At 36.6% G+C, this 19,205-nt stretch carries 16 protein-coding genes; 3 read left to right on the forward strand and 13 right to left on the reverse strand.

The window, feature by feature from the left end:
* Window positions 1–37 precede the first annotated feature (37 nt).
* The 6 genes from glmS to P3F81_RS08945 form a co-directional block, all read right to left on the reverse strand.
* The gene (gene glmS, locus P3F81_RS08920) at window positions 38–1,867 is read right to left on the reverse strand and encodes a glutamine--fructose-6-phosphate transaminase (isomerizing) (protein WP_309320338.1); all 1,830 of its coding nucleotides are present in this window, start codon (window positions 1,865–1,867) and stop codon (window positions 38–40) included.
* 324 nt (window positions 1,868–2,191) lie between these two features.
* Window positions 2,192–3,541, reverse strand: a complete 1,350-nt coding sequence (gene glmM, locus P3F81_RS08925) for a phosphoglucosamine mutase (RefSeq protein ID WP_147670469.1) — start codon at window positions 3,539–3,541, stop codon at window positions 2,192–2,194.
* A gap of 53 nt (window positions 3,542–3,594) precedes the next feature.
* On the reverse strand, window positions 3,595–5,199 hold the full coding sequence (locus tag P3F81_RS08930) for an NAD(P)/FAD-dependent oxidoreductase (RefSeq protein WP_147670467.1): 1,605 nt from the start codon (window positions 5,197–5,199) through the stop codon (window positions 3,595–3,597).
* Window positions 5,200–5,220: 21 nt separating this feature from the next.
* On the reverse strand, window positions 5,221–6,141 hold the full coding sequence (locus tag P3F81_RS08935) for a CdaR family protein (RefSeq protein WP_147670465.1): 921 nt from the start codon (window positions 6,139–6,141) through the stop codon (window positions 5,221–5,223).
* Entirely contained in the window at window positions 6,138–6,956 is an 819-nt protein-coding gene (gene cdaA / locus P3F81_RS08940; RefSeq protein WP_147670463.1) for a diadenylate cyclase CdaA, read from the reverse strand. Before cdaA ends, P3F81_RS08935 begins: the two co-directional genes overlap by 4 nt.
* 262 nt (window positions 6,957–7,218) lie before the next feature.
* Complete coding sequence (locus P3F81_RS08945) at window positions 7,219–8,292, reverse strand: branched-chain amino acid aminotransferase (protein WP_147670461.1); 1,074 nt, start codon at window positions 8,290–8,292, stop codon at window positions 7,219–7,221.
* 478 nt (window positions 8,293–8,770) lie between these two features.
* On the opposite strand from P3F81_RS08945, the gene P3F81_RS08950 reads away from it, so the two are divergent.
* Genes P3F81_RS08950 through P3F81_RS08960 form a run of 3 tightly spaced genes read left to right on the forward strand, consistent with a single transcriptional unit; the run spans window position 8,771 to window position 11,202 of the window.
* Window positions 8,771–9,385 (forward strand): hypothetical protein, encoded by a 615-nt coding sequence (locus P3F81_RS08950; RefSeq protein ID WP_147670459.1) that lies wholly within the window; start codon window positions 8,771–8,773, stop codon window positions 9,383–9,385.
* Between the two features lie 12 nt (window positions 9,386–9,397).
* Complete coding sequence (locus tag P3F81_RS08955) at window positions 9,398–9,937, forward strand: prepilin-type N-terminal cleavage/methylation domain-containing protein (RefSeq protein WP_147670457.1); 540 nt, start codon at window positions 9,398–9,400, stop codon at window positions 9,935–9,937.
* A 2-nt stretch (window positions 9,938–9,939) separates the two neighbouring features.
* Window positions 9,940–11,202: a hypothetical protein gene (locus tag P3F81_RS08960; RefSeq protein ID WP_309320339.1), complete on the forward strand. Its 1,263-nt coding sequence runs from the start codon at window positions 9,940–9,942 to the stop codon at window positions 11,200–11,202.
* Between the two features lie 40 nt (window positions 11,203–11,242).
* Here P3F81_RS08960 and P3F81_RS08965 read toward each other — a convergent pair whose 3' ends face one another.
* From P3F81_RS08965 to argB, 7 genes are all read right to left on the reverse strand, one after another.
* Window positions 11,243–11,887, reverse strand: a complete 645-nt coding sequence (locus P3F81_RS08965) for a glucosaminidase domain-containing protein (protein WP_147670453.1) — start codon at window positions 11,885–11,887, stop codon at window positions 11,243–11,245.
* A 30-nt stretch (window positions 11,888–11,917) separates the two neighbouring features.
* Window positions 11,918–13,216: an NCS2 family permease gene (locus P3F81_RS08970; protein WP_147670451.1), complete on the reverse strand. Its 1,299-nt coding sequence runs from the start codon at window positions 13,214–13,216 to the stop codon at window positions 11,918–11,920.
* 192 nt (window positions 13,217–13,408) lie between these two features.
* Window positions 13,409–14,827 carry an argininosuccinate lyase gene (argH, locus tag P3F81_RS08975; protein WP_309320340.1) on the reverse strand — a complete coding sequence of 473 codons (1,419 nt, stop codon included), beginning with the start codon at window positions 14,825–14,827 and terminating at the stop codon, window positions 13,409–13,411.
* Window positions 14,827–16,038, reverse strand: a complete 1,212-nt coding sequence (locus tag P3F81_RS08980) for an argininosuccinate synthase (protein WP_147670447.1) — start codon at window positions 16,036–16,038, stop codon at window positions 14,827–14,829. The genes argH and P3F81_RS08980 overlap by 1 nt, the downstream gene beginning before the upstream one ends.
* Before the next feature lie 34 nt (window positions 16,039–16,072).
* Entirely contained in the window at window positions 16,073–17,002 is a 930-nt protein-coding gene (gene argF / locus P3F81_RS08985; RefSeq protein WP_147670445.1) for an ornithine carbamoyltransferase, read from the reverse strand.
* A gap of 70 nt (window positions 17,003–17,072) precedes the next feature.
* The gene (locus P3F81_RS08990) at window positions 17,073–18,266 is read right to left on the reverse strand and encodes an acetylornithine transaminase (protein WP_147670443.1); all 1,194 of its coding nucleotides are present in this window, start codon (window positions 18,264–18,266) and stop codon (window positions 17,073–17,075) included.
* A 16-nt stretch (window positions 18,267–18,282) separates the two neighbouring features.
* Window positions 18,283–19,170, reverse strand: a complete 888-nt coding sequence (gene argB / locus P3F81_RS08995; protein ID WP_147670441.1) for an acetylglutamate kinase — start codon at window positions 19,168–19,170, stop codon at window positions 18,283–18,285.
* Between the last annotated feature and the right edge of the window lie 35 nt (window positions 19,171–19,205).

Genomic DNA, 19,205 nt, shown 5'->3' on the forward strand with positions numbered 1-19,205 from the left:
CTTGAGCTTGAACTCAAGAGGTCTTATAACTTAATTTTTATTCAACTGTAACCGATTTTGCAAGGTTACGAGGTTTATCAACGTCACAGCCTCTTGTAATTGCTGCATAATAAGCAAGCAATTGAAGTGGAACAACAGCTAAAAGCGGTGCCAATAATTCATCTGTCGTTGGTACTTTAATAATATGATCCACATATTTTTCAATTTGATCATCATTTGCAAGTGCTATCCCAATAACGACTGCATCACGCGCTTTTACTTCTTTAATATTACTCAAAGTTTTTTCATAAACACTTTCTTGCGTAGCAAGTGCAATCACTGGTACACCTTCAATAATAAGTGCTAACGTACCGTGTTTTAATTCTCCTGCCGCATACGCTTCCGCATGAATATAGGAAATTTCTTTTAATTTCAATGAACCTTCTAACGCTACAGCATAGTCTAAGGAACGTCCAATAAAGAACACATCTTCATTAAATCCATATTTTTGCGCAAACGTTTTAATTGGTTCGACATCTTCAAGAATTTCATGAATCTGACTTGGCACTTGACGAAGTGCACCAATGAGATGTTTTGTATAATCTTTTTCAATCGTTTTCTTAATCTCAGACATATAAAGAGATAACATAAACATCATGATCAATTGTGTTGTATAAGCTTTTGTAGAAGCAACCGCAATTTCAGGTCCAGCCCAAGTATAAACTACTTGATCTGCTTCACGAGCAATAGATGAACCAACTACATTCGTTACCGCTAACGTTTTAGAACCAAGGCGTTTCGCTTCTTTTAGTGCAGCTAAAGTATCACTTGTTTCTCCTGATTGACTGATTACGATAGTTAACGTACGATCATCAATAATCGGGGAACGATATCTAAATTCAGATGCAATGTCCACTTCAACTGGGATACGAGCCAATTTTTCAATATAATACTTGCCAACAAAGCCTGCATGATATGCCGTACCACAAGCAACGATGAAAATTTTGCGAATAGAATTTAAAAACTCTTTATTCCATTTTAATTCATCCATTACGATAGCACTATCATCTTTTGCAATACGTGCAGACATTGTTTCACGAACCGCTTTGGATTGTTCATAGATTTCTTTTATCATGAAATGTTCATAGCCGCCCTTTTCCGCAGCTTCTGCATCCCAATTTACTTCAAATACTTTCTTCGTAATTGGCACACCTTCACGATTTGTAATCCAAACAGAATCCGATTTTACAACAGCAATTTCTCCATCACTTACAATATATGTTTTACGCGTTCTGGCAATAATTGCAGGAATATCAGAAGCGATAAAGTTTTCTCCTTCACCAAGGCCAATCACTAATGGATTGTCTTGTTTCGTACAAATTAATCTATCCGAGTCATGGCGAGACATAAATACAAGAGAATAAGATCCTTCAATTTTCTTTAATACTTTACGAACAGTTTCTTCAAAGTTACCATCATATAATTCTTCCATTAAATGCGCAACAACTTCTGTATCTGTTTCTGAAGTAAATACATGACCTTTTTCAATTAAATCTTCTTTTAGGTGCAAGTAATTTTCAATAATTCCATTATGAACGACAACAAAATCACCTGTACAATCTGTATGTGGATGAGAATTGCGATCAGATGGGCGACCATGTGTTGCCCATCTTGTATGCCCAATACCAACCGTACCAGTTGGAAGATTATTTTTAATTTTTTCTTCTAAAGCATTTAAACGTCCTACGCTTTTTTCTACATTTATTTTTTCACCATCAAATACCGCGATACCAGCCGAATCATAACCGCGATACTCAAGTTTTGTTAAACCTTCAATCAAAAACGGCGTTGCTTGCGCTGCGCCTACATAACCAACAATACCACACATAAAAGGATTCCTCCAATAAATTAAAATTCACATGATTATATTTTTTACTATATTACTGATTAAACTGCTTTGTCATACAAATCACTTTGTATTTTTCTCAGTTATTCACGACCTCAGTCAGCCGAGAGGCATCCGCCGACAATTCGATAAACCTCTCCCTCGTCATCTCATCAAATGAGAGCTAGCGCTATAATTATTTTATGATATTCTCTTTACAAATATTCTATCCGCCTCCTTTTTGTCCTTTACATAGAACAGAGGAGCTTAATTGCTCCTCTGCATGTACACATTTTAATATAATATTTCTATTTGGTCAATCATTATTTAACCTTGTTCTTTTTTGACTACATCGGCAATTTCATGACAAATTCGATCAAGCTGTGGTTGGTCAGGTCCCTCTGCCATTACGCGAATTAAAGGTTCTGTACCAGATGCACGGACTAAAATACGTCCGGATTCACCAAGTTCTTCATCACCAGCCATTATCGCCGCTTTAATTTTTTCATTTGCTTCCCATCCAGCTTTATCTCCTACACGTACATTTACCAACAATTGCGGATACCGTGTCATTACTCCGGCAAGCTCGGCAGATGTTTTGCCACTTCTTTTTACAGCTGAAACAAGCTGTAATGCCGTAATAAGTCCATCACCAGTCGTAGAAAATTCACTAAAAATAATATGCCCAGATTGTTCTCCACCTAAATTGTAACCATTTTCCAACATATTCTCTAATACATAACGATCACCAACTGCAGTGATTTCCAATTTACCACCATTTGCTTTAATCACTTGGTGCAATCCAATATTACTCATCACCGTTGTAACTAAAGTATTATCTTTTAGTGTACCCTGTTTTATTTTCTCTAAAGTACAAATTACCATGATCTGATCGCCATCAATCAATTGTCCTTTGTTATCTATAGCTAAACACCGATCGGCATCACCATCATGTGCAATTCCAATATCTGCTTTATGATCCAGTACCGCCTTTTGCAAACTTTCAATATGCGTTGAACCACAATTGTCATTGATATTCGTACCATTCGGGCGGTCATGAATCACGATAACTTCCGCACCAAGTTGTCTAAATACAATGGGTGAAGTTTCATAAGACGCACCATTGGAACAGTCCATAACAATTTTCATTCCGGCAAAACTATCTTTCACTGTATCAATCGCATAATCAATATATTCATTGATATACTCATGATGATACTCTACTTTTCCCACTTTATCCGCCAATGGGCGATAGTATGTATCATTTGTTTCCATCGTCCGTACAATTTCTTCTAATTCATCTTCTACAGCATCCGGTAATTTATAACCGCTTGCACCAAAAAACTTAATTCCATTATCATAATATGGATTATGTGATGCAGAAATCACGACACCTGCTTGCGCTTCCATTTTTCGAGTTAAAAAAGCTACTGCCGGCGTTGGCACTACACCAACAAGCACAGCTCTACCACCAGCACTACAAATACCTGCCGCTAATGCAGATTCAAACATTTTTCCTGAAATACGCGTATCACGCCCAATAATAATTACTGGTTGCTTGTGCGTATGTTCACCGAAATAAACTGTAGCAGCTCGTCCTAAACGAAATGCTAATTCTGGCGTAAGCTCACGATTCGCTTCACCACGTACCCCATCTGTTCCAAAAAGTCTAGCCAAATTTGTTTGCTCCCTTCAAATCACTCTATTCAATCTATTAAAATTATCTTGATTTAAAACGACTTATATTTGCGAATTACAGCTAAAGCAGCATTTAATCCATCTAATGCTGCGCTCATAATTCCCCCTGCATACCCTGCACCCTCACCAATCGGATATAATCCCTCAGTACTAATAGATACATACTCTTTATCACGAATAATCCTGCATGGCGCTGACGAACGAGATTCAATGCCTGTCATTACTGCTGATGGATGATCAAAGCCTTTAATTTTCCGTCCAAAATCAGCCAATGCATGTTTTAATGTATCCGTAATAAAATTAGGCAAACACTCTCTTAAATCCACTGGAGTTACACCCGGACAATAGGTTGGCTGAACAAGAAAATCTTTACTGCCACTTTTACCATTTAGAAAATCTCCAACTGTTTGCACTGGTGCAAAATAATTACTACCGGCACATTCAAACGCCAACTTCTCATATTTGCGTTGAAAAGCAATTCCATCTAAAACATCACTGCCAAAATCCTCTGGTCCAACGGTCACAAGTAACGCACTATTTGCCACACCTGAATCACGTCTAAAGTTACTCATTCCATTCGTTACTACCTGATTGAATTCAGATGTCGCCGCTACAACTTCACCACCTGGACACATGCAAAAAGAATATGCACCACGATTTGTTTCTTTATCTTGATAAGTCAATGCATAATCTGCAACCGGTAGCCGCTCGTGTCCAGCTTCTTTTCCATACTGTACAGCATCAATAAAGTTTTGCGGATGCTCAATGCGCACACCTACAGCAAAAGGTTTTGCCTGCATCGCAACCCCTTTTTGATAAAGCATTTCATAAGTATCCCGTGCACTATGACCGATTCCCAACATAAGCAGAGAACATTTTATCTGTGCATCCTGATTTACAACAACGCCACATACTCTACCTTCTTTGATTTCAACATCGGTAACTTGTGCTTCAAATAACACTTCGCCGCCCAATTGGATAATCTTTTTTCTCAAGTTTTTTACCATGATTTTCAGCTTATCCGTTCCAATATGCGGTTTATGTAAATATTTAATCTCCGCTGGTGCGCCCGCTTCCACAAATAAGTTTAACACATCACGCATTTTACTATCATTTACGCGTGTCGTCAACTTACCGTCAGAAAAAGTCCCCGCACCACCTTCACCAAATTGCACATTCGATTGCTCCGATAGTTTTCCAGTTTGCCAAAACAGCTCAATATCGTCATTACGACGATCAACATCTTTTCCCCGCTCCAATACCAACGGCTTATACCCATGCTGCGCTAAAGTAATCGCTGCTAAAAGTCCTGCTGGCCCAAGCCCCACAATGACAGGTCGCTCTTTTAAGCCAATATCACCATAATGAAGAACTTCTCTTTCTTTAGGTTCTACAATCGCGATATTTTTATCATTTTTTAATCTAGCTAAAACTTTTCTTTCCTCTACATCAACTTTTACATCCAATAAATACACAAAATAAATTGGACTGTTCTTTCTCCGCCGTGCATCAATAGCTTTACGCACAACAACCACCTCAAGTACGACTTGAGGTGGTATTTTTAAACGTTTTGCTACTAATTCTTTTAAAGGAGAAACATCGTCAAACGGCACATTAAAATTATTTATGCGTAACAATAATCTAAATCTCCTTGTGCTTTATTTCTTTTCTGCAACATCAATCTCAACCTGAATTACATCATTTATTACGGTAATACCAATCGGCAGCTGTAATTTGATCTGCTTTTTCGTCAAGCCTTTGACATCTGCTAAACTAATTGGTTCTGTATATACAACTTCTAATGTATCAACCACACGTTGATCCCCATAGATATCAATCTTTACTGGATTTAAGCGAACACCATGTAATACATAATTTGCCGCTAAATCATCTTTTACATTTGGCTTAATATCTACATATTTTTTATACAATCCTTTGACAACAGATACATCGACTTTGACCACTGCTGGCGTTATTTGTACATCTGAGACTTCTTTTCCATCATTATTCACTGCAACCACTGGAACAGCAACGTTAAAGTCGCTGTCTCTACCAGATAAATTTAAATACCCAACAACCTTTGCTACTTCATGTATGGCATTACTTGGTCCTTCAATTCGAACCTTTTCAAATGCAGGAACTACTTTTCCTATGGTCGCCCCAGATTCTAATGCTCCGGAAAAAGCAATTTCAACTGATACATCTTTCTGCACGATTTTGTCAATTTCAAAAATTGCACTTTCTGGCGATACAGTAACAACTTCAAATCCTTGTGGCAATGAAGTCTGTATTTTCATTGAATGCTTTCCTTCTGTAGCACCATTTAAATCAACATAAGCTTTAAAATCACGCTCTGTAGCCATAGCAAATAAACTTCGTGGACCTCTTATCTTTAACTTTACAGTCTCAACGGTTCGATTCACCACATAGCCATCAGCAGCATTTTGTACTTCTAATGGCACAGTTATATTGCTATCAATCGCGGGATTCTGTTCATTCATCACAAAAAACCATAAAATAATAGCTACAATTAAAGCGATAATTTTCGCAGCAACATTTCTATTTAACATATCCATCATTTCGAGTGCCTCCAATTAAACCAATCCATGATACTGGTTGGACGAGTCGTAAATAATGGTTTAAGATTTTGTTTCAGTTTTTCCGAATCAAGATGACGAGTCAATCTCCCACCTCTTGCAATAGAAATCGTTCCGGTTTCTTCACTTACAACTAACACAATTGCATCCGATTGTTCCGTAATCCCAATCGCCGCCCGATGCCGAGTTCCGAGTTCCTTACTAAGTGTCCGATCATCTGTTAACGGCAACAAACAGCCTGCTGATATCATTCGATTGCCGCGAATAATTGCCGCGCCATCATGCAATGGTGTATTCGGAATAAAAACATTAATTAAAAATTCAGATGATACCAATCCATCAATTTGAATACCCGTTGCAATATAATCACTCAATATATTTTCGCGCTCTAAAACAATCAATGCACCAATTTTATTTTGCGCCAGCACCATGACCGCCTTATCCAATTCGTTAACCAAAGATTTAGCTTCTTCTATATTTAAGAATACAGATTTACCAAATAATTTCCCCTGCCCTAAATGTTCCAAAGTTCGTCTAAGCTCTGGTTGAAAAACCAGCGGCAAAGCAACGAATACAAGCGTAACCGTTTTTTGCATTAACCAATAGATTACATTAAGACCTAGCCAATTGCTGACCATTGTAAGCACCAAAAGAACTAAAAGCCCTTTCACTAAAGTGATTGCCCTAGTATCTTTTAGTAGCATATAAAGTTTATATAAAATAAACGCTACAATCAGAATATCAACTATGTCAAGGAAGCTAATGGTTGAAATTAATCCTTTTAATTGTATTGGCATATACAAAACCCCTCAACTTAGTGTTCATAAAAAGCTATTCTCTTTTTTAAGGGTAAAAACCTTTTTTGTTTTGCGATGTTTTTAGATAAATAAGAAAAATAAACCTTAATGCCTATAACACCCTATATATTCTACACCGAAAATATGTCAAATACAAACATTATGACTGCATTTTTCTAATATATCTTATTGTATCTAATTATTCATAAAAAATCCCCGAATCATGATTTTTTCAGTCATCGGGGATTCTCTTTCATCCTTATTATAATTTTATAATTTCTTCAACAAAACCTAATGTATCTTTAACTTCACCGCTATGCAATCCCGTAATATGATCATACATCTTTTGCGTAAATGGACCTATTTTCCCATCATTGATAACCATCTTTTCGCCTTTATAATAAAGCTCACCTACAGGAGAAATTACAGCTGCTGTTCCTGATCCAAATACTTCTTCCAACTCGCCATTTTGATAAGCTTCATGTACTTCATCTATCGTAATACGACGTTCTGAGGTAGGTACACCCCACTCTTTTGCAACGGCTAAAACAGTTTTGCGCGTAATACCTGAAAGGATACTGCCACAAAGTGCAGGTGTAACAATTTCACCTTTTATTTTAAATAGGATGTTCATTGATCCGACTTCCTCAATATACTTACGATGTACACCATCTAGCCATAACGTTTGATCATAGCCTTTTTCATGTGCAACAAGACCAGCATGTAAACTTGCCGCATAATTTGCCGGTGTTTTTGCCTCGCCTAATCCACCCGGAACAGCGCGTACATAAGTATCTTCAACCATAATTTTTACTGGATTAAATCCAGCAGCGTAATAAGCTGCTACCGGGGATAAAATAATCATCATTTTGTATGTAGCACTTACACTAACACCTAAATAAGGATCTGTTGCAAAAATAAATGGACGAATATATAAACTTGTTCCTTTTTTCGCTGGAACCCACTCTTTTTCAATTTCAATTAATTTTCTTAATCCTTGATGAACCGTTTCGACATCCACTTCTGGAATATCAAGAATACGTGCTGAATTATTTAAACGATTAATATGGTCAAGCGGTCTAAAAATAACAATCCGATTGTCATGAGTACGAAAAGCTTTCATTCCTTCAAAAATTGCCTGCCCATAATGAAGCGTACAATTTGCTGGGCTGACAGATATATCACGATATGGAACAATTCTTGGATCATGCCAACCTTGTTTTGGGTTATAATCCATTTCGAACATGTAGTCCGAAAACTCTTTGCCAAATCCAATTTTGGATACATCAGGTTTCTCTTTTAATGCAGCAGCCTGCTCAAATCTAATTTCAGCCATAAAAACATCCCCTTAACGCTAATTCAAAAGCTATCTCCGAATCCGTTTCAACTCTAGAAAATCCAGAAATATACTTAAATCTATAATTACTTATTATATTGCTCTAATTGTATACATGTCAAGCTTACAGTCAGTGTTTTCTGATTTATTTCTCTATTCTGTATCTTTAGTATTTAATATATAAACAAAGTTTTCCTCCCAGTGGATTTATTCGTAAGATTTTTTCCTACATTATCTAAATTTAGGAAGGATTTTTTGCTATTTTTGTAGAATAACCAATGATAAAGTCAATGATTTATTAAATAGCCCAAAGAAAAATGCAAATATTTGATTATTTTTATTTATTATGTAATCACATATCTTTTTGATTATTTTAAGTTCAAGTTATTATATCATTATTTAGATATGTGAATTCTTTTTGTTTTCCCAAGAATGACCGGTCATTCAAATTAATTTAATCCACTAGGAGGTAAATTCTTTGAATCAAATTAGTAAAAATCATGGTTTCATTTTAGTAGATGTACTAACAGCTGTTATTGTCATTAGTATTGCATTCATTTCTGTTCTTGGACTTTATATTATGGTTAGTAAAACAAATATTATGAATGACGATGAAAAAACAGCGGTAATATTAGCACGTACGCAAATAAATTATTTAAAACAATATGAATATAGAGGTTTTGACCGATTAAATCTAAACTGGTGGAACATTTGTCCAGAAGTTTATAACCATCCTAGCAATCGAGCAAATGGGCAAGGAGAACATAAATACACTATAGAATGTACGGTTTTACCCGGATACGACTATATTAATGAAACAACAAAATCTCAAATAATAGATAATAATGGCTATCCAATAAAAAGCGGCAATAAATCCTTAATTGAGTTAGCAGAGCAAAACAATCAAATTATAAGTATAAAAAATGTTGATGATACGCTTCCAACTTGTGAAATACCTAATGAAATTCTTTCTAAATTCGATATTGTTCCAATAAAAATCACGGTTACTTGGCAAGAAAATATTAACGGAAATTCGATAGATAGAAGTTATGAAGTCATAAAATATTTTCTCAGCAAGCCTCAAAATTTATAGGAGGTCAACACTATGCAGAAACAAAAAGGATTTACCTTAATTGAATTGATGATTGGCATTTCTATTCTCACCATTATTCTTTCAATACTATTTTCAGTTTTTTCTTATTCGTATGCAACTAGTAGAAATCAACTCTCAAAACAATTTATTGAGACACAAGAAAAATTAATTCATCAAATATTGCAAGAAGAATTTAGAAATATGACTACAATTCAATTACCCGCAAAAGGAATAAAAGATATAAATAAAAATGATGATGATCCTTTCCAAGACACTACTAATCAAACAACTTGTCAATATAGTACATCATCTGGAACTCATCACATGCGCGAAGTCAATGCTTGCTTTATGGTCACAGATGCAAATGGTAATGAAATTCGTCGCACTCCAGAATGCATTGATATTACTCGCTCAACTCTGTTTACTGCCAGCTTTGAAGATCGTCGGTATATCCGCGTTCGAATGTTTCTCTTCGATCCTGATAATCCCAATTATCCAGCAGTCGAATATCAAGAAACTTTCTTCGCACCAAATGTGACAAGGGAGCCATAATTATGCTTAATAATAAAGGTTTTTCTACCGCCATTGCTTTAATTATTACAGCAATAATCCTTGCTGTAATAGCAGGATTATTGCCAGCAGCAACAAATATGCTACATATGACAAAAATAGATCAAAACGGAGAAATCGCTCAAGCAGTAGCTGAAGCTGGTGCAAAAAGAGTTCTTGCCGAATTTTATGAAGACATTAATGATGACTTAACAATCCATGATTATAATATCCCGCAACGAGTTACAACTGATTCCGATTCTCCTATTTATACTGCTACTTATACAACTACACATACCCATGCTTCCGGCACTAATAATTACACAATAATTTCTACAGGTAGATACAACAATAGTGAAAGAACCGTACGAGTAGATGTGCAAGCAAAAACAAAAGAAACTGCGGACTCATGGAATAGTTTTATGTATGATAAATTCTTTTTTGCTTTTGCTGAGGGTAAGATAGATTTATTTGCCGGATTATGGGGAGGAAATATATATTCTAAATCCCATATTGATTTATTAATTTGTATTGCTTGGGAAGCTATGCCTATCTATGCTTGTCCAGAAAATAATGTGCGAACAATATTAGGGCTGAGATCTCTAGATCCACAATCTAACCTTCTAATTAAAACCTATAATTATGTTAATAATGATGCAGGAATTTATAACCTTCCTGATAGATACATTGAAAACGCTCGTAAATTAGCACCTGAATGGGCTAAGGATAGCAATGTATCGGTATCAACAGCTAACGGGAAAAAAACTTACAAATTATTGCGAGATAAAGTATATCCCCCTGGTGAACGACTTTATATTGATGGAAATTTAATCATTGATGGCGATATCTCCCGCGAATTTCTCTATTTAACTTTGAAATTATCCCGCCCAGGTCAATTGGAAATTTTTGTAGACGGAGACCTTACAATACAAAATTCGGCTTGTATTGGCGATTATATAGAACAAAATCCAAATAAACAGATTCTATTAATTGTTCGAGGTAACGTTTTCGTTAATAAAAATGCTGGTCTTGATTATGTCACTTTGATTTCTTTTGGCAATATTACTTTTAAAAGTAGCGATGTTAATTTTTTTGGTGCTATGCAAGCTAAAGGAAATATTATTGCTGAACCTGTGCTTGGAAAGGTTGGCTCTATCTTAAAATATAAACGAAGTGCAATCAAACCATTTCGAGATATTGTAACGATAATTAACTCACCTCCAGGTAATGTCACACCTGCTGAATTTAAAATTTTAAGATGGCACTAAAAAGAAGCAGGCAGTCAAATCATTGACTGCCTGTTACTTTTTATTTCGTCGCTAATATATCACTATGAATTTTTAATATCTTTTGACCATACCCATTCCCAGGGATTGCCCATCTTCCATTTAAATCCGACCATGTTTTTGCTTTACCAAAATTGCGCGTAGTTTTTACCACATCATAACGTGGATCAACGATTGTTGCTTGTGGTTTTTTCGTTGTTGCATATGCCATAATATGTTGAATATGCGCTCTAACGCCAATTTGTGCCGATTTAAACCATGCACCTTTTACTCCACCGCCTATAGTACCTAATCCACAGTAATTATTTTGACCTGCCACCACTGATCCACCATAGCGGAAATAGCCAGTTTCTTGTAATGCTTGCGCAAAAGCAATATCCGGTCTGATTCCCTCGCGGTTTCCCTCTTCATAATAGTAATCTACTAATTGTTTAGGACTAACGGTAAGAGACGGTCTTGGATTAGATTTTAACAAGTATTTCAAACATTGCTCTTTTGTTGCAATTGCATCCCCCATAATGGAATATTCCTTGCTATTATTGCCATAGTCTTTTGGCTTATCTACCCATACAAACGGTTTTGCATTTGCAATCATACTAAATCCAGCAAAAACAAAAACAAAGGTCAAACAAACAATAGAAAATTTTTGTATGATCTTATTCTTCATATACTACCTCTACAACTTAAAATTCAAAAATTAGTGATGTAAAAAACCTAGTTGAATAATGAAAAGAACCATAAATACATACATCAATGGATGTACTGTTGATCCTTTACCACGTAACACTTTAATTAGCGGATATACGATAAATCCTACACCAATACCAGTCGCAATACTATAGCTGATTGGCATTAAGAACAATACTAGGAATGCAGGAAAAGCTTCCTCCATATCAGACCAATCAATTTTGCGAAGTCCGCCCATCATTAAGAAACCAACAACAATCAAAGATGGAGCTGTAACAGCTGGAACTGAAGCAAGCATCTGTGCAATTGGTGCACAAAATAGTGTAAGTGCAAATAAAATTGCAACAACAACCGCAGTAAATCCTGTACGTCCGCCTGCGGCTACGCCTGCGCCAGATTCAACATAAGAAGATGTTGGACTTGTACCAAGCATAGCACCGACTGTACTACCAATTGCATCAGCAAGTAAAGCGCCTCTTACTTTTGGGAATTTACCATCTTTAAGTAAGCCAGCTTGCTCAGCAACACCAAGCATTGTTCCAGTAGTATCAAATAAAGTAACAATTAAAAATGTAAATACAATTGCATATAAACCACCACTAAACACACTTTCAACATCCATTTGCATCATTGTGTGCTCAAGACCTGTTGGCATTGAAAAGAAACTTTCTGGAATAACAACTAAACCTTCAAAATATGCAATAACAGCTGTAACAATCATCCCAATAAATAAAGAACCTTTTACATTATAAACCATTAATACAGCTGTAACAATAAGTCCAATAATTGAAAGAAAAGTCATTGGCTCAGCTAAATTCCCCATAGTAACCAAAGTGGCTGGTGAATCTACAATAATTTTTGAATTTTGCAAACCAATAAATGTAATAAAAAGTCCAATTCCTGCTGTAATCCCTTGTTTTAAACTCATAGGAATTGCGTCAATTAAAGTATTACGAAATTTTGTCAATGATAATAAAACAAATATAACTGCTGATACAAATACTGCACCTAAAGCACCTTGCCATGCAATTCCACCTGCAATAACCACACCAAAGGCAAAATACGCATTCATTCCCATACCAGGTGCAAGAGCGATAGGATAATTCGCAAAAATCCCCATAATTAAAGTAGCAACAATCGTTGCCCCAATCGTCGCAACAAATACACCATTAAAGTCCATACCTGCTTGACTAAGAATTGCCGGATTTACGATTACTATGTAAATCATAGTAACAAAAGTAGTAAGACCCGCTAATATTTCCGTAGAAATATTCGTCCCACGTTCCGAAAACTTAAACCAGTTATTCACGATTTCTCCCCCTATAAAATCTCTCAAAAAATATTTATGGTACATATTAAAAACAGAAAAAGCTCATAACCCAATAGTCATAAGCTACTTAAAAATATATACCACTTTAGTATTTTATCATATTTATGATAAAATACCAGCTTTTTTGTAAAAATAAACGAGATATTGCCAAAAGCAATATCTCGTTTATTTTTACAACTTAATTTTTTTATCGTATTCATCAACAATTGCTTGCTGATTTTTCATGATTTCTTTTGCCGTTTTAATTTGTAATTCTACTTGTTGATAAGAAGTACCCCCAAAGGAATTACGGTTTGCAACACAAGTTTCTGGTTTGATTTCTTCTAAAATATCTTCTTCAAATAATGGCGAGAATTGTTTAAACTCTTCTAAAGTTAAATCCATCAGCCATTTCTTTTGTTCAATACAATAGTGTACACTCTTTCCGGAAACTTCATGTGCTTGTCTAAACGGTAAGCCTTTTTTTACAAGGTAATCTGCTAAATCCGTTGCGTTGGAAAAATCCTCACGGACAGCTTTTAGCATCAGTTCTTGGTTGACACGCATCGCACGAATCATTGCACTATATACGCTTAAACTAAATTTAACCGTATCAATTGTATCAAATAAACCTTCTTTATCCTCCTGCAAATCTTTATTATATGCAAGCGGCAACCCTTTTGCCGTTGTCAGCATCGCCATTAAATGACCGATCACTCTGCCTGTTTTCCCGCGTACAAGCTCAGATACATCAGGATTTTTCTTTTGCGGCATCATACTTGAACCAGTACAATGTGCATCGTCTAATTCAATAAATGAAAATTCACGTGAACACCAAAGAATAATTTCCTCACTGATGCGGCTTAAATGCATCATCATAATTGATGCAAAAGATAAAAATTCTAAGATATAATCACGATCACTAACAGCATCTAAACTGTTATTGTAGACTGCACCAAAATTTAATTGCTCAGCTACAAGTTGGCGATCAATCGGGAACGTCGTTCCCGCTAATGCACCTGCACCAAGCGGCATAATATCTGCCCGCTCATATACGCCTTTCAAACGGGAAAAATCACGATTTAACATTGAAAAATACGCTAACATATGATGTGCAAAAAGAATCGGTTGTGCCCGTTGTAAATGCGTATATCCAGGCATAATCGCATCTGAATATTTTTCCGCAACTTCAACGAGTGCTTTTTCCATATCAAGCACCAATTTTGCAATATTGGCAGTTTCTTTGCGTACATACATATGCGTATCTAAGGCAACCTGATCATTACGACTACGCGCCGTATGTAGTCTGCCACCCGCTTCACCGATACGATCAGTCAGCCTTTTTTCTATATTCATATGAATATCTTCAAGTGCGACATCAAAAGAAAAATTACCAGCTTCAATATCAGCTAAAATTCCTTGCAATCCATCAATAATTGCTTTTGTATCACTTTCTGGTATAATCCCGCATTTTGCAAGCATAGTTGCGTGAGCAATACTGCCTGCGATATCTTCTTGATACATTCGTTTATCGAATTGAATTGACGCTTGAAATTCATTAATCATTTCATCTGTAGTTTTTGAAAATCTTCCGCCCCAAAGTTTGCCCATTATTTACCTTCTTTTTGTTGCATTAAAGCTCTAACTTTTAACGGTAAACCGAATAAGTTGATAAAGCCTTCTGCATCCGCTTGATTATAAACTTCATCACGACCAAATGTAACAAATTCTTCACTGTACAAGGAATAAGGAGATTTGGAACCAGCTGAAATGATGTTACCTTTATAAAGTTTTAAACGAACTGTACCTGTTACAGTTTCTTGTGTCTGATTTACAAATGCATCTAATGCTTCACGCAATTGACTGAACCACATTCCATCATAGACAAGTTCTCCATAACGAATTGCTACAGTTTCTTTATAATGGAAAGTTGCGCGGTCTAAAGTTAAGTATTCTAATTCACGATGTGCATAATAAAGAATTGCCCCACCTGGATTTTCATAAACACCACGAGATTTCATCCCGACAAGACGGTTTTCAACAATATCAGTAATACCAACGCCATTTGCCGCACCAATTTCATTTAACTTTGTCAATAATTCTACTGCACCAAGCTTTTCACCATCTACAGCTACTGGAATCCCTTTTTCAAATTCAATTTCTACATAAGCAGGTTCATCTGGTGCTTGTTCTGGTGATTTTGTTACAAGATATACATTATCTTTTGGTGCATTCCATGGATCTTCAAGATCAGAACCTTCATGGCTTAGATGCCAGATGTTCCTATCCATACTGTATGTTTTATTGCTCGTTGCAACTGGAACGTTGTGTTTCGCAGCATAGGCAAGTGCATCTTCACGGGAACGAATATCCCAAATACGCCATGGAGCAACGATTTGTAAATCTGGTGCTAGCGCTTTTACCGTAAGTTCAAAACGAACTTGGTCATTGCCCTTACCTGTTGCACCATGCGCAATTGCATCTGCGCCTTCTTGACGAGCAATCTCAACTAGTGCTTTCGCAATAATTGGGCGTGCGAAAGAAGTGCCTAATAAATATTTTCCTTCGTATACAGCTCCTGCTTTTAATGTTTGCCATACGTATTCTTCAAGGAAAGGTTTTGTTAAATCTACGATAAACACTTTGCTCGCACCGGATGCTAATGCTTTATCATGAACAACGTCTAATTCGTCGCCTTGCCCAATATCTGCACAAACTGCAATAACTTCACAACCATTATAATTTTCTTTTAACCAAGGGATAATTACGGATGTATCTAACCCTCCGGAATATGCCAATACTACTTTTTTAATATCGCTCATTGTTTCCACTCCTCAACTCTAATTACTTTATGTATTAATCACACATCGTTAATGCCATAATGGCTTTTTGCACATGCAGACGATTTTCAGCTTCATCAAAAATTTCATCAGCATGTTTTTCTAAAATCTCTTCACTGATTTCTTCGCCGCGATGTGCTGGCAGACAATGCATTACCATCGCATCTGCTTTCGCATGTTGCATCAATTCTGTATTGATTTGATAATCCTGAAAGATTTTTACCCGTGCATCATGCTCAGCTTCTTGCCCCATGCTTGCCCATACATCAGTATAAACGATATCGGCATCTTTTACTGCCTCAATTCTATCGTTTGTTACTAAAATTGAACCACCCGTTACTTTTGCATCTTCGATTGCTTTTGCCGTAACCTCTGGGTTTGGTTCATAACCCTTTGGCGTAGCAACAGCAAAATGCATACCAACTTTTGCACAGCCGTACATCAAAGAATGCACCATGTTATTGCCATCACCGACATACGCTAATTTCAGACCTTTTAAGTTTTGTCCTTTATATTCTTGAATGGTCAATAAATCCGTTAATACTTGACATGGATGAAGTAGGTCAGTCAGCCCATTAATTACAGGAATGTCAGCATATTTAGCAAACTCTTCGACATCATCATGATTAAATGTACGAATCATAATCCCATCTAAATATCTTGACATTACTCTAGCAGTATCTTTAATCGGTTCACCGCGACCAATTTGCAAGTCATTCCCCGATAAAAATAATGCACTGCCGCCCAATTGATACATCCCAACTTCAAAAGACACACGTGTTCTCGTCGATGATTTTTGAAAAATCATGCCTAGCGTTTTTCCTTTTAATAAATGATGCTCAATTCCGGCTTTTTGTTTTGCTTTTAGCTCTTTTGCCAAGTTAAGAATTTGCTTTACTTCTTCACTTGTTAACTCGTGGATCGATAATAAATCTTTCCCTTTCATTCTATAAAACCCCCATACCGTACTATTATAGCACGCAACAAGAAAATATTTAATACTTTTACCGTTTCATTTATTGATGTTTTGCCAACACTTTATCCAAAATCACAATTAATTCATCGACATTTGCTTCCGTAATGATTAATGGTGGCACAAAACGTAGGACATTGCCTGCTGTACAATTGATAATTGCACCGTTTTTCAAGCATTCATCCACGATTTCACGACCTGGTTTTGTAAGCTCTACACCGAGAATAAAGCCTTTTCCACGCACAGTTTTGATGAGCCTGCTATATTTTACTTTTAACTTTTGAAGTTCACTTATAAAATACGCCCCTACTGTTTTTACATTGTCCAGTAAATTTTCTTCATCAATTGTATCCAATACCGTATTTGCCGCCGCACAGGCTAACGGATTGCCGCCAAAAGTTGAGCCATGATCGCCCGCATGAAAAGCAGCTGCATATTTGTCAGTAGCAATAAACGCCCCAATCGGTACACCACCGGCTAATCCTTTTGCCAAAGTTACAATATCCGGTTTTACCCCAAATTGTTCATAGGCAAACATCGTTCCACTGCGTCCAATGCCTGTTTGAATTTCATCGAAAATTAGCGCCGCATGGTATTTATCACATAATGCACGAACCTTTTGCAGATAATCCGCATCAGGAACATTTACGCCACCTTCGCCTTGAATCGGCTCAAGCATTACAGCACATGTTTTTTCGCTTATTATTGCTTCTAACGCTTTGATATCGTTGTACTCTACATAACGAAAACACTCTGGCAATGGACCTACACCCTGTTGGTATTTCGGCTGTGCTGTTGCTGTAAGCGTAGCTAAAGTACGCCCATGGAAGCAATGATTCGCCGTAATAATCTCTGATTTATCCGCATCGAATTGATGTGCATACTTACGCGCAAGTTTCATTGCCCCTTCATTTGCTTCCGCACCGCTATTTGCTAAAAATACTTTGCCAAGGCCGCTTAACTTTACTAACTTTTCCGCTAAAACTACTTGCGTCTGCGTATAATACAAATTCGAACAATGAATCATCTTTGCTGCTTGGTCACTAATCGCTTTGACGAGTTTTGGATGTGCATGACCAAGAACATTTACGGCAATCCCAGCCAAATAATCTAAGTACTGTTTTCCATCGGTATCATATGCATACACGCCTTTTCCATACGATAAAACGAGCTGATAGCGTGCAAACACCGGCATATAATAATCTTTATCCTTTTGAAAAATTTCTTCATTTGTCATCTAAGGTTCACTCTCCCTATTTTACAACTTCAGTTCCAATCCCCTGTGGAGTGAATACTTCTAGAATTAAGGAATGTGGCTGACGTCCATCAATAATATGTGTCTTGCCTGCCCCAGCTTCTAAAGAACGTAGACAAGCTTCTACCTTCGGAATCATCCCACCTGCAATCGTACCGTCATGAATCATATTCCGTGCTTCTTGTTGCGTAAGCGTCGAGATAAATGTACTCTTATCATGATAATCACGATAAATCCCTTCAATATCTGTTAGTAGTAACAGCTTTTCAGCTTCCAACGCACCTGCGACCTCTGCCGCTACATAATCTGCGTTGATATTATAACTTTCATTACCCTCACCAACGCCGATTGGCGCAATGACTGGAATATAATCTTGATCTAATAAGTCATTTAATATCTCCGTATTGATTTTCTTCACATCACCAACAAAACCAATATCAACTTTACGCAGTATTCCATTTTCATGTACAACTGCCAAATGCTTTTGCGCTTTGATTAACTCCGCATCTTTTCCACTAAGACCAACTGCTTTTACGCCATTATGATTTAATAAACTTACGATTTCCGTGTTAATTTTACCGACAAGAACCATTTCCGCAATCTGCACCGTTTCTTCATCCGTTACACGCAATCCACTGACAAATTCCGTCTCTTTGCCGACTTTTTTCAAAAATTCAGTAATATCAGGCCCGCCCCCATGCACGATCACTGGGCGCATTCCCACAAACTTCATTAAAACAATATCTTGGATAACTTTCGCTTTTAACTCATCATTAATCATCGCATTCCCGCCATACTTAATGACAATCGTCTTCCCATAAAAATGCTTGATATAAGGCAAAGCCTCCACCAAGACAGAAGCCTTATCTTCCGCTAAAAAACTCATCCTCCAAAACCTCCCCAAAACAAAACCTTTTAAAC

The sequence above is a fragment of the Selenobaculum gibii genome, assembly GCF_030273445.1.
Classification (GTDB): Bacteria; Bacillota; Negativicutes; order ICN-92133; family ICN-92133; genus Selenobaculum; species Selenobaculum gibii.

What these genes read in the sequence shown, in the direction of transcription:
- glmS (WP_309320338.1), bottom strand. Translation starts at nt 1,867, where the DNA reads ATGTGTGGTATTGTTGGTTATGTAGGCGCAGCGCAAGCAACGCCGTTT.
- P3F81_RS08935 (WP_147670465.1), bottom strand. Translation starts at nt 6,141, where the DNA reads ATGATGGATATGTTAAATAGAAATGTTGCTGCGAAAATTATCGCTTTA.
- cdaA (WP_147670463.1), bottom strand. Translation starts at nt 6,956, where the DNA reads ATGCCAATACAATTAAAAGGATTAATTTCAACCATTAGCTTCCTTGAC.
- P3F81_RS08945 (WP_147670461.1), bottom strand. Translation starts at nt 8,292, where the DNA reads ATGGCTGAAATTAGATTTGAGCAGGCTGCTGCATTAAAAGAGAAACCT.
- P3F81_RS08955 (WP_147670457.1), top strand. Translation starts at nt 9,398, where the DNA reads ATGCAGAAACAAAAAGGATTTACCTTAATTGAATTGATGATTGGCATT.
- P3F81_RS08960 (WP_309320339.1), top strand. Translation starts at nt 9,940, where the DNA reads ATGCTTAATAATAAAGGTTTTTCTACCGCCATTGCTTTAATTATTACA.
- P3F81_RS08965 (WP_147670453.1), bottom strand. Translation starts at nt 11,887, where the DNA reads ATGAAGAATAAGATCATACAAAAATTTTCTATTGTTTGTTTGACCTTT.
- argH (WP_309320340.1), bottom strand. Translation starts at nt 14,827, where the DNA reads ATGGGCAAACTTTGGGGCGGAAGATTTTCAAAAACTACAGATGAAATG.
- P3F81_RS08980 (WP_147670447.1), bottom strand. Translation starts at nt 16,038, where the DNA reads ATGAGCGATATTAAAAAAGTAGTATTGGCATATTCCGGAGGGTTAGAT.
- argF (WP_147670445.1), bottom strand. Translation starts at nt 17,002, where the DNA reads ATGAAAGGGAAAGATTTATTATCGATCCACGAGTTAACAAGTGAAGAA.
- P3F81_RS08990 (WP_147670443.1), bottom strand. Translation starts at nt 18,266, where the DNA reads ATGACAAATGAAGAAATTTTTCAAAAGGATAAAGATTATTATATGCCG.
- argB (WP_147670441.1), bottom strand. Translation starts at nt 19,170, where the DNA reads ATGAGTTTTTTAGCGGAAGATAAGGCTTCTGTCTTGGTGGAGGCTTTG.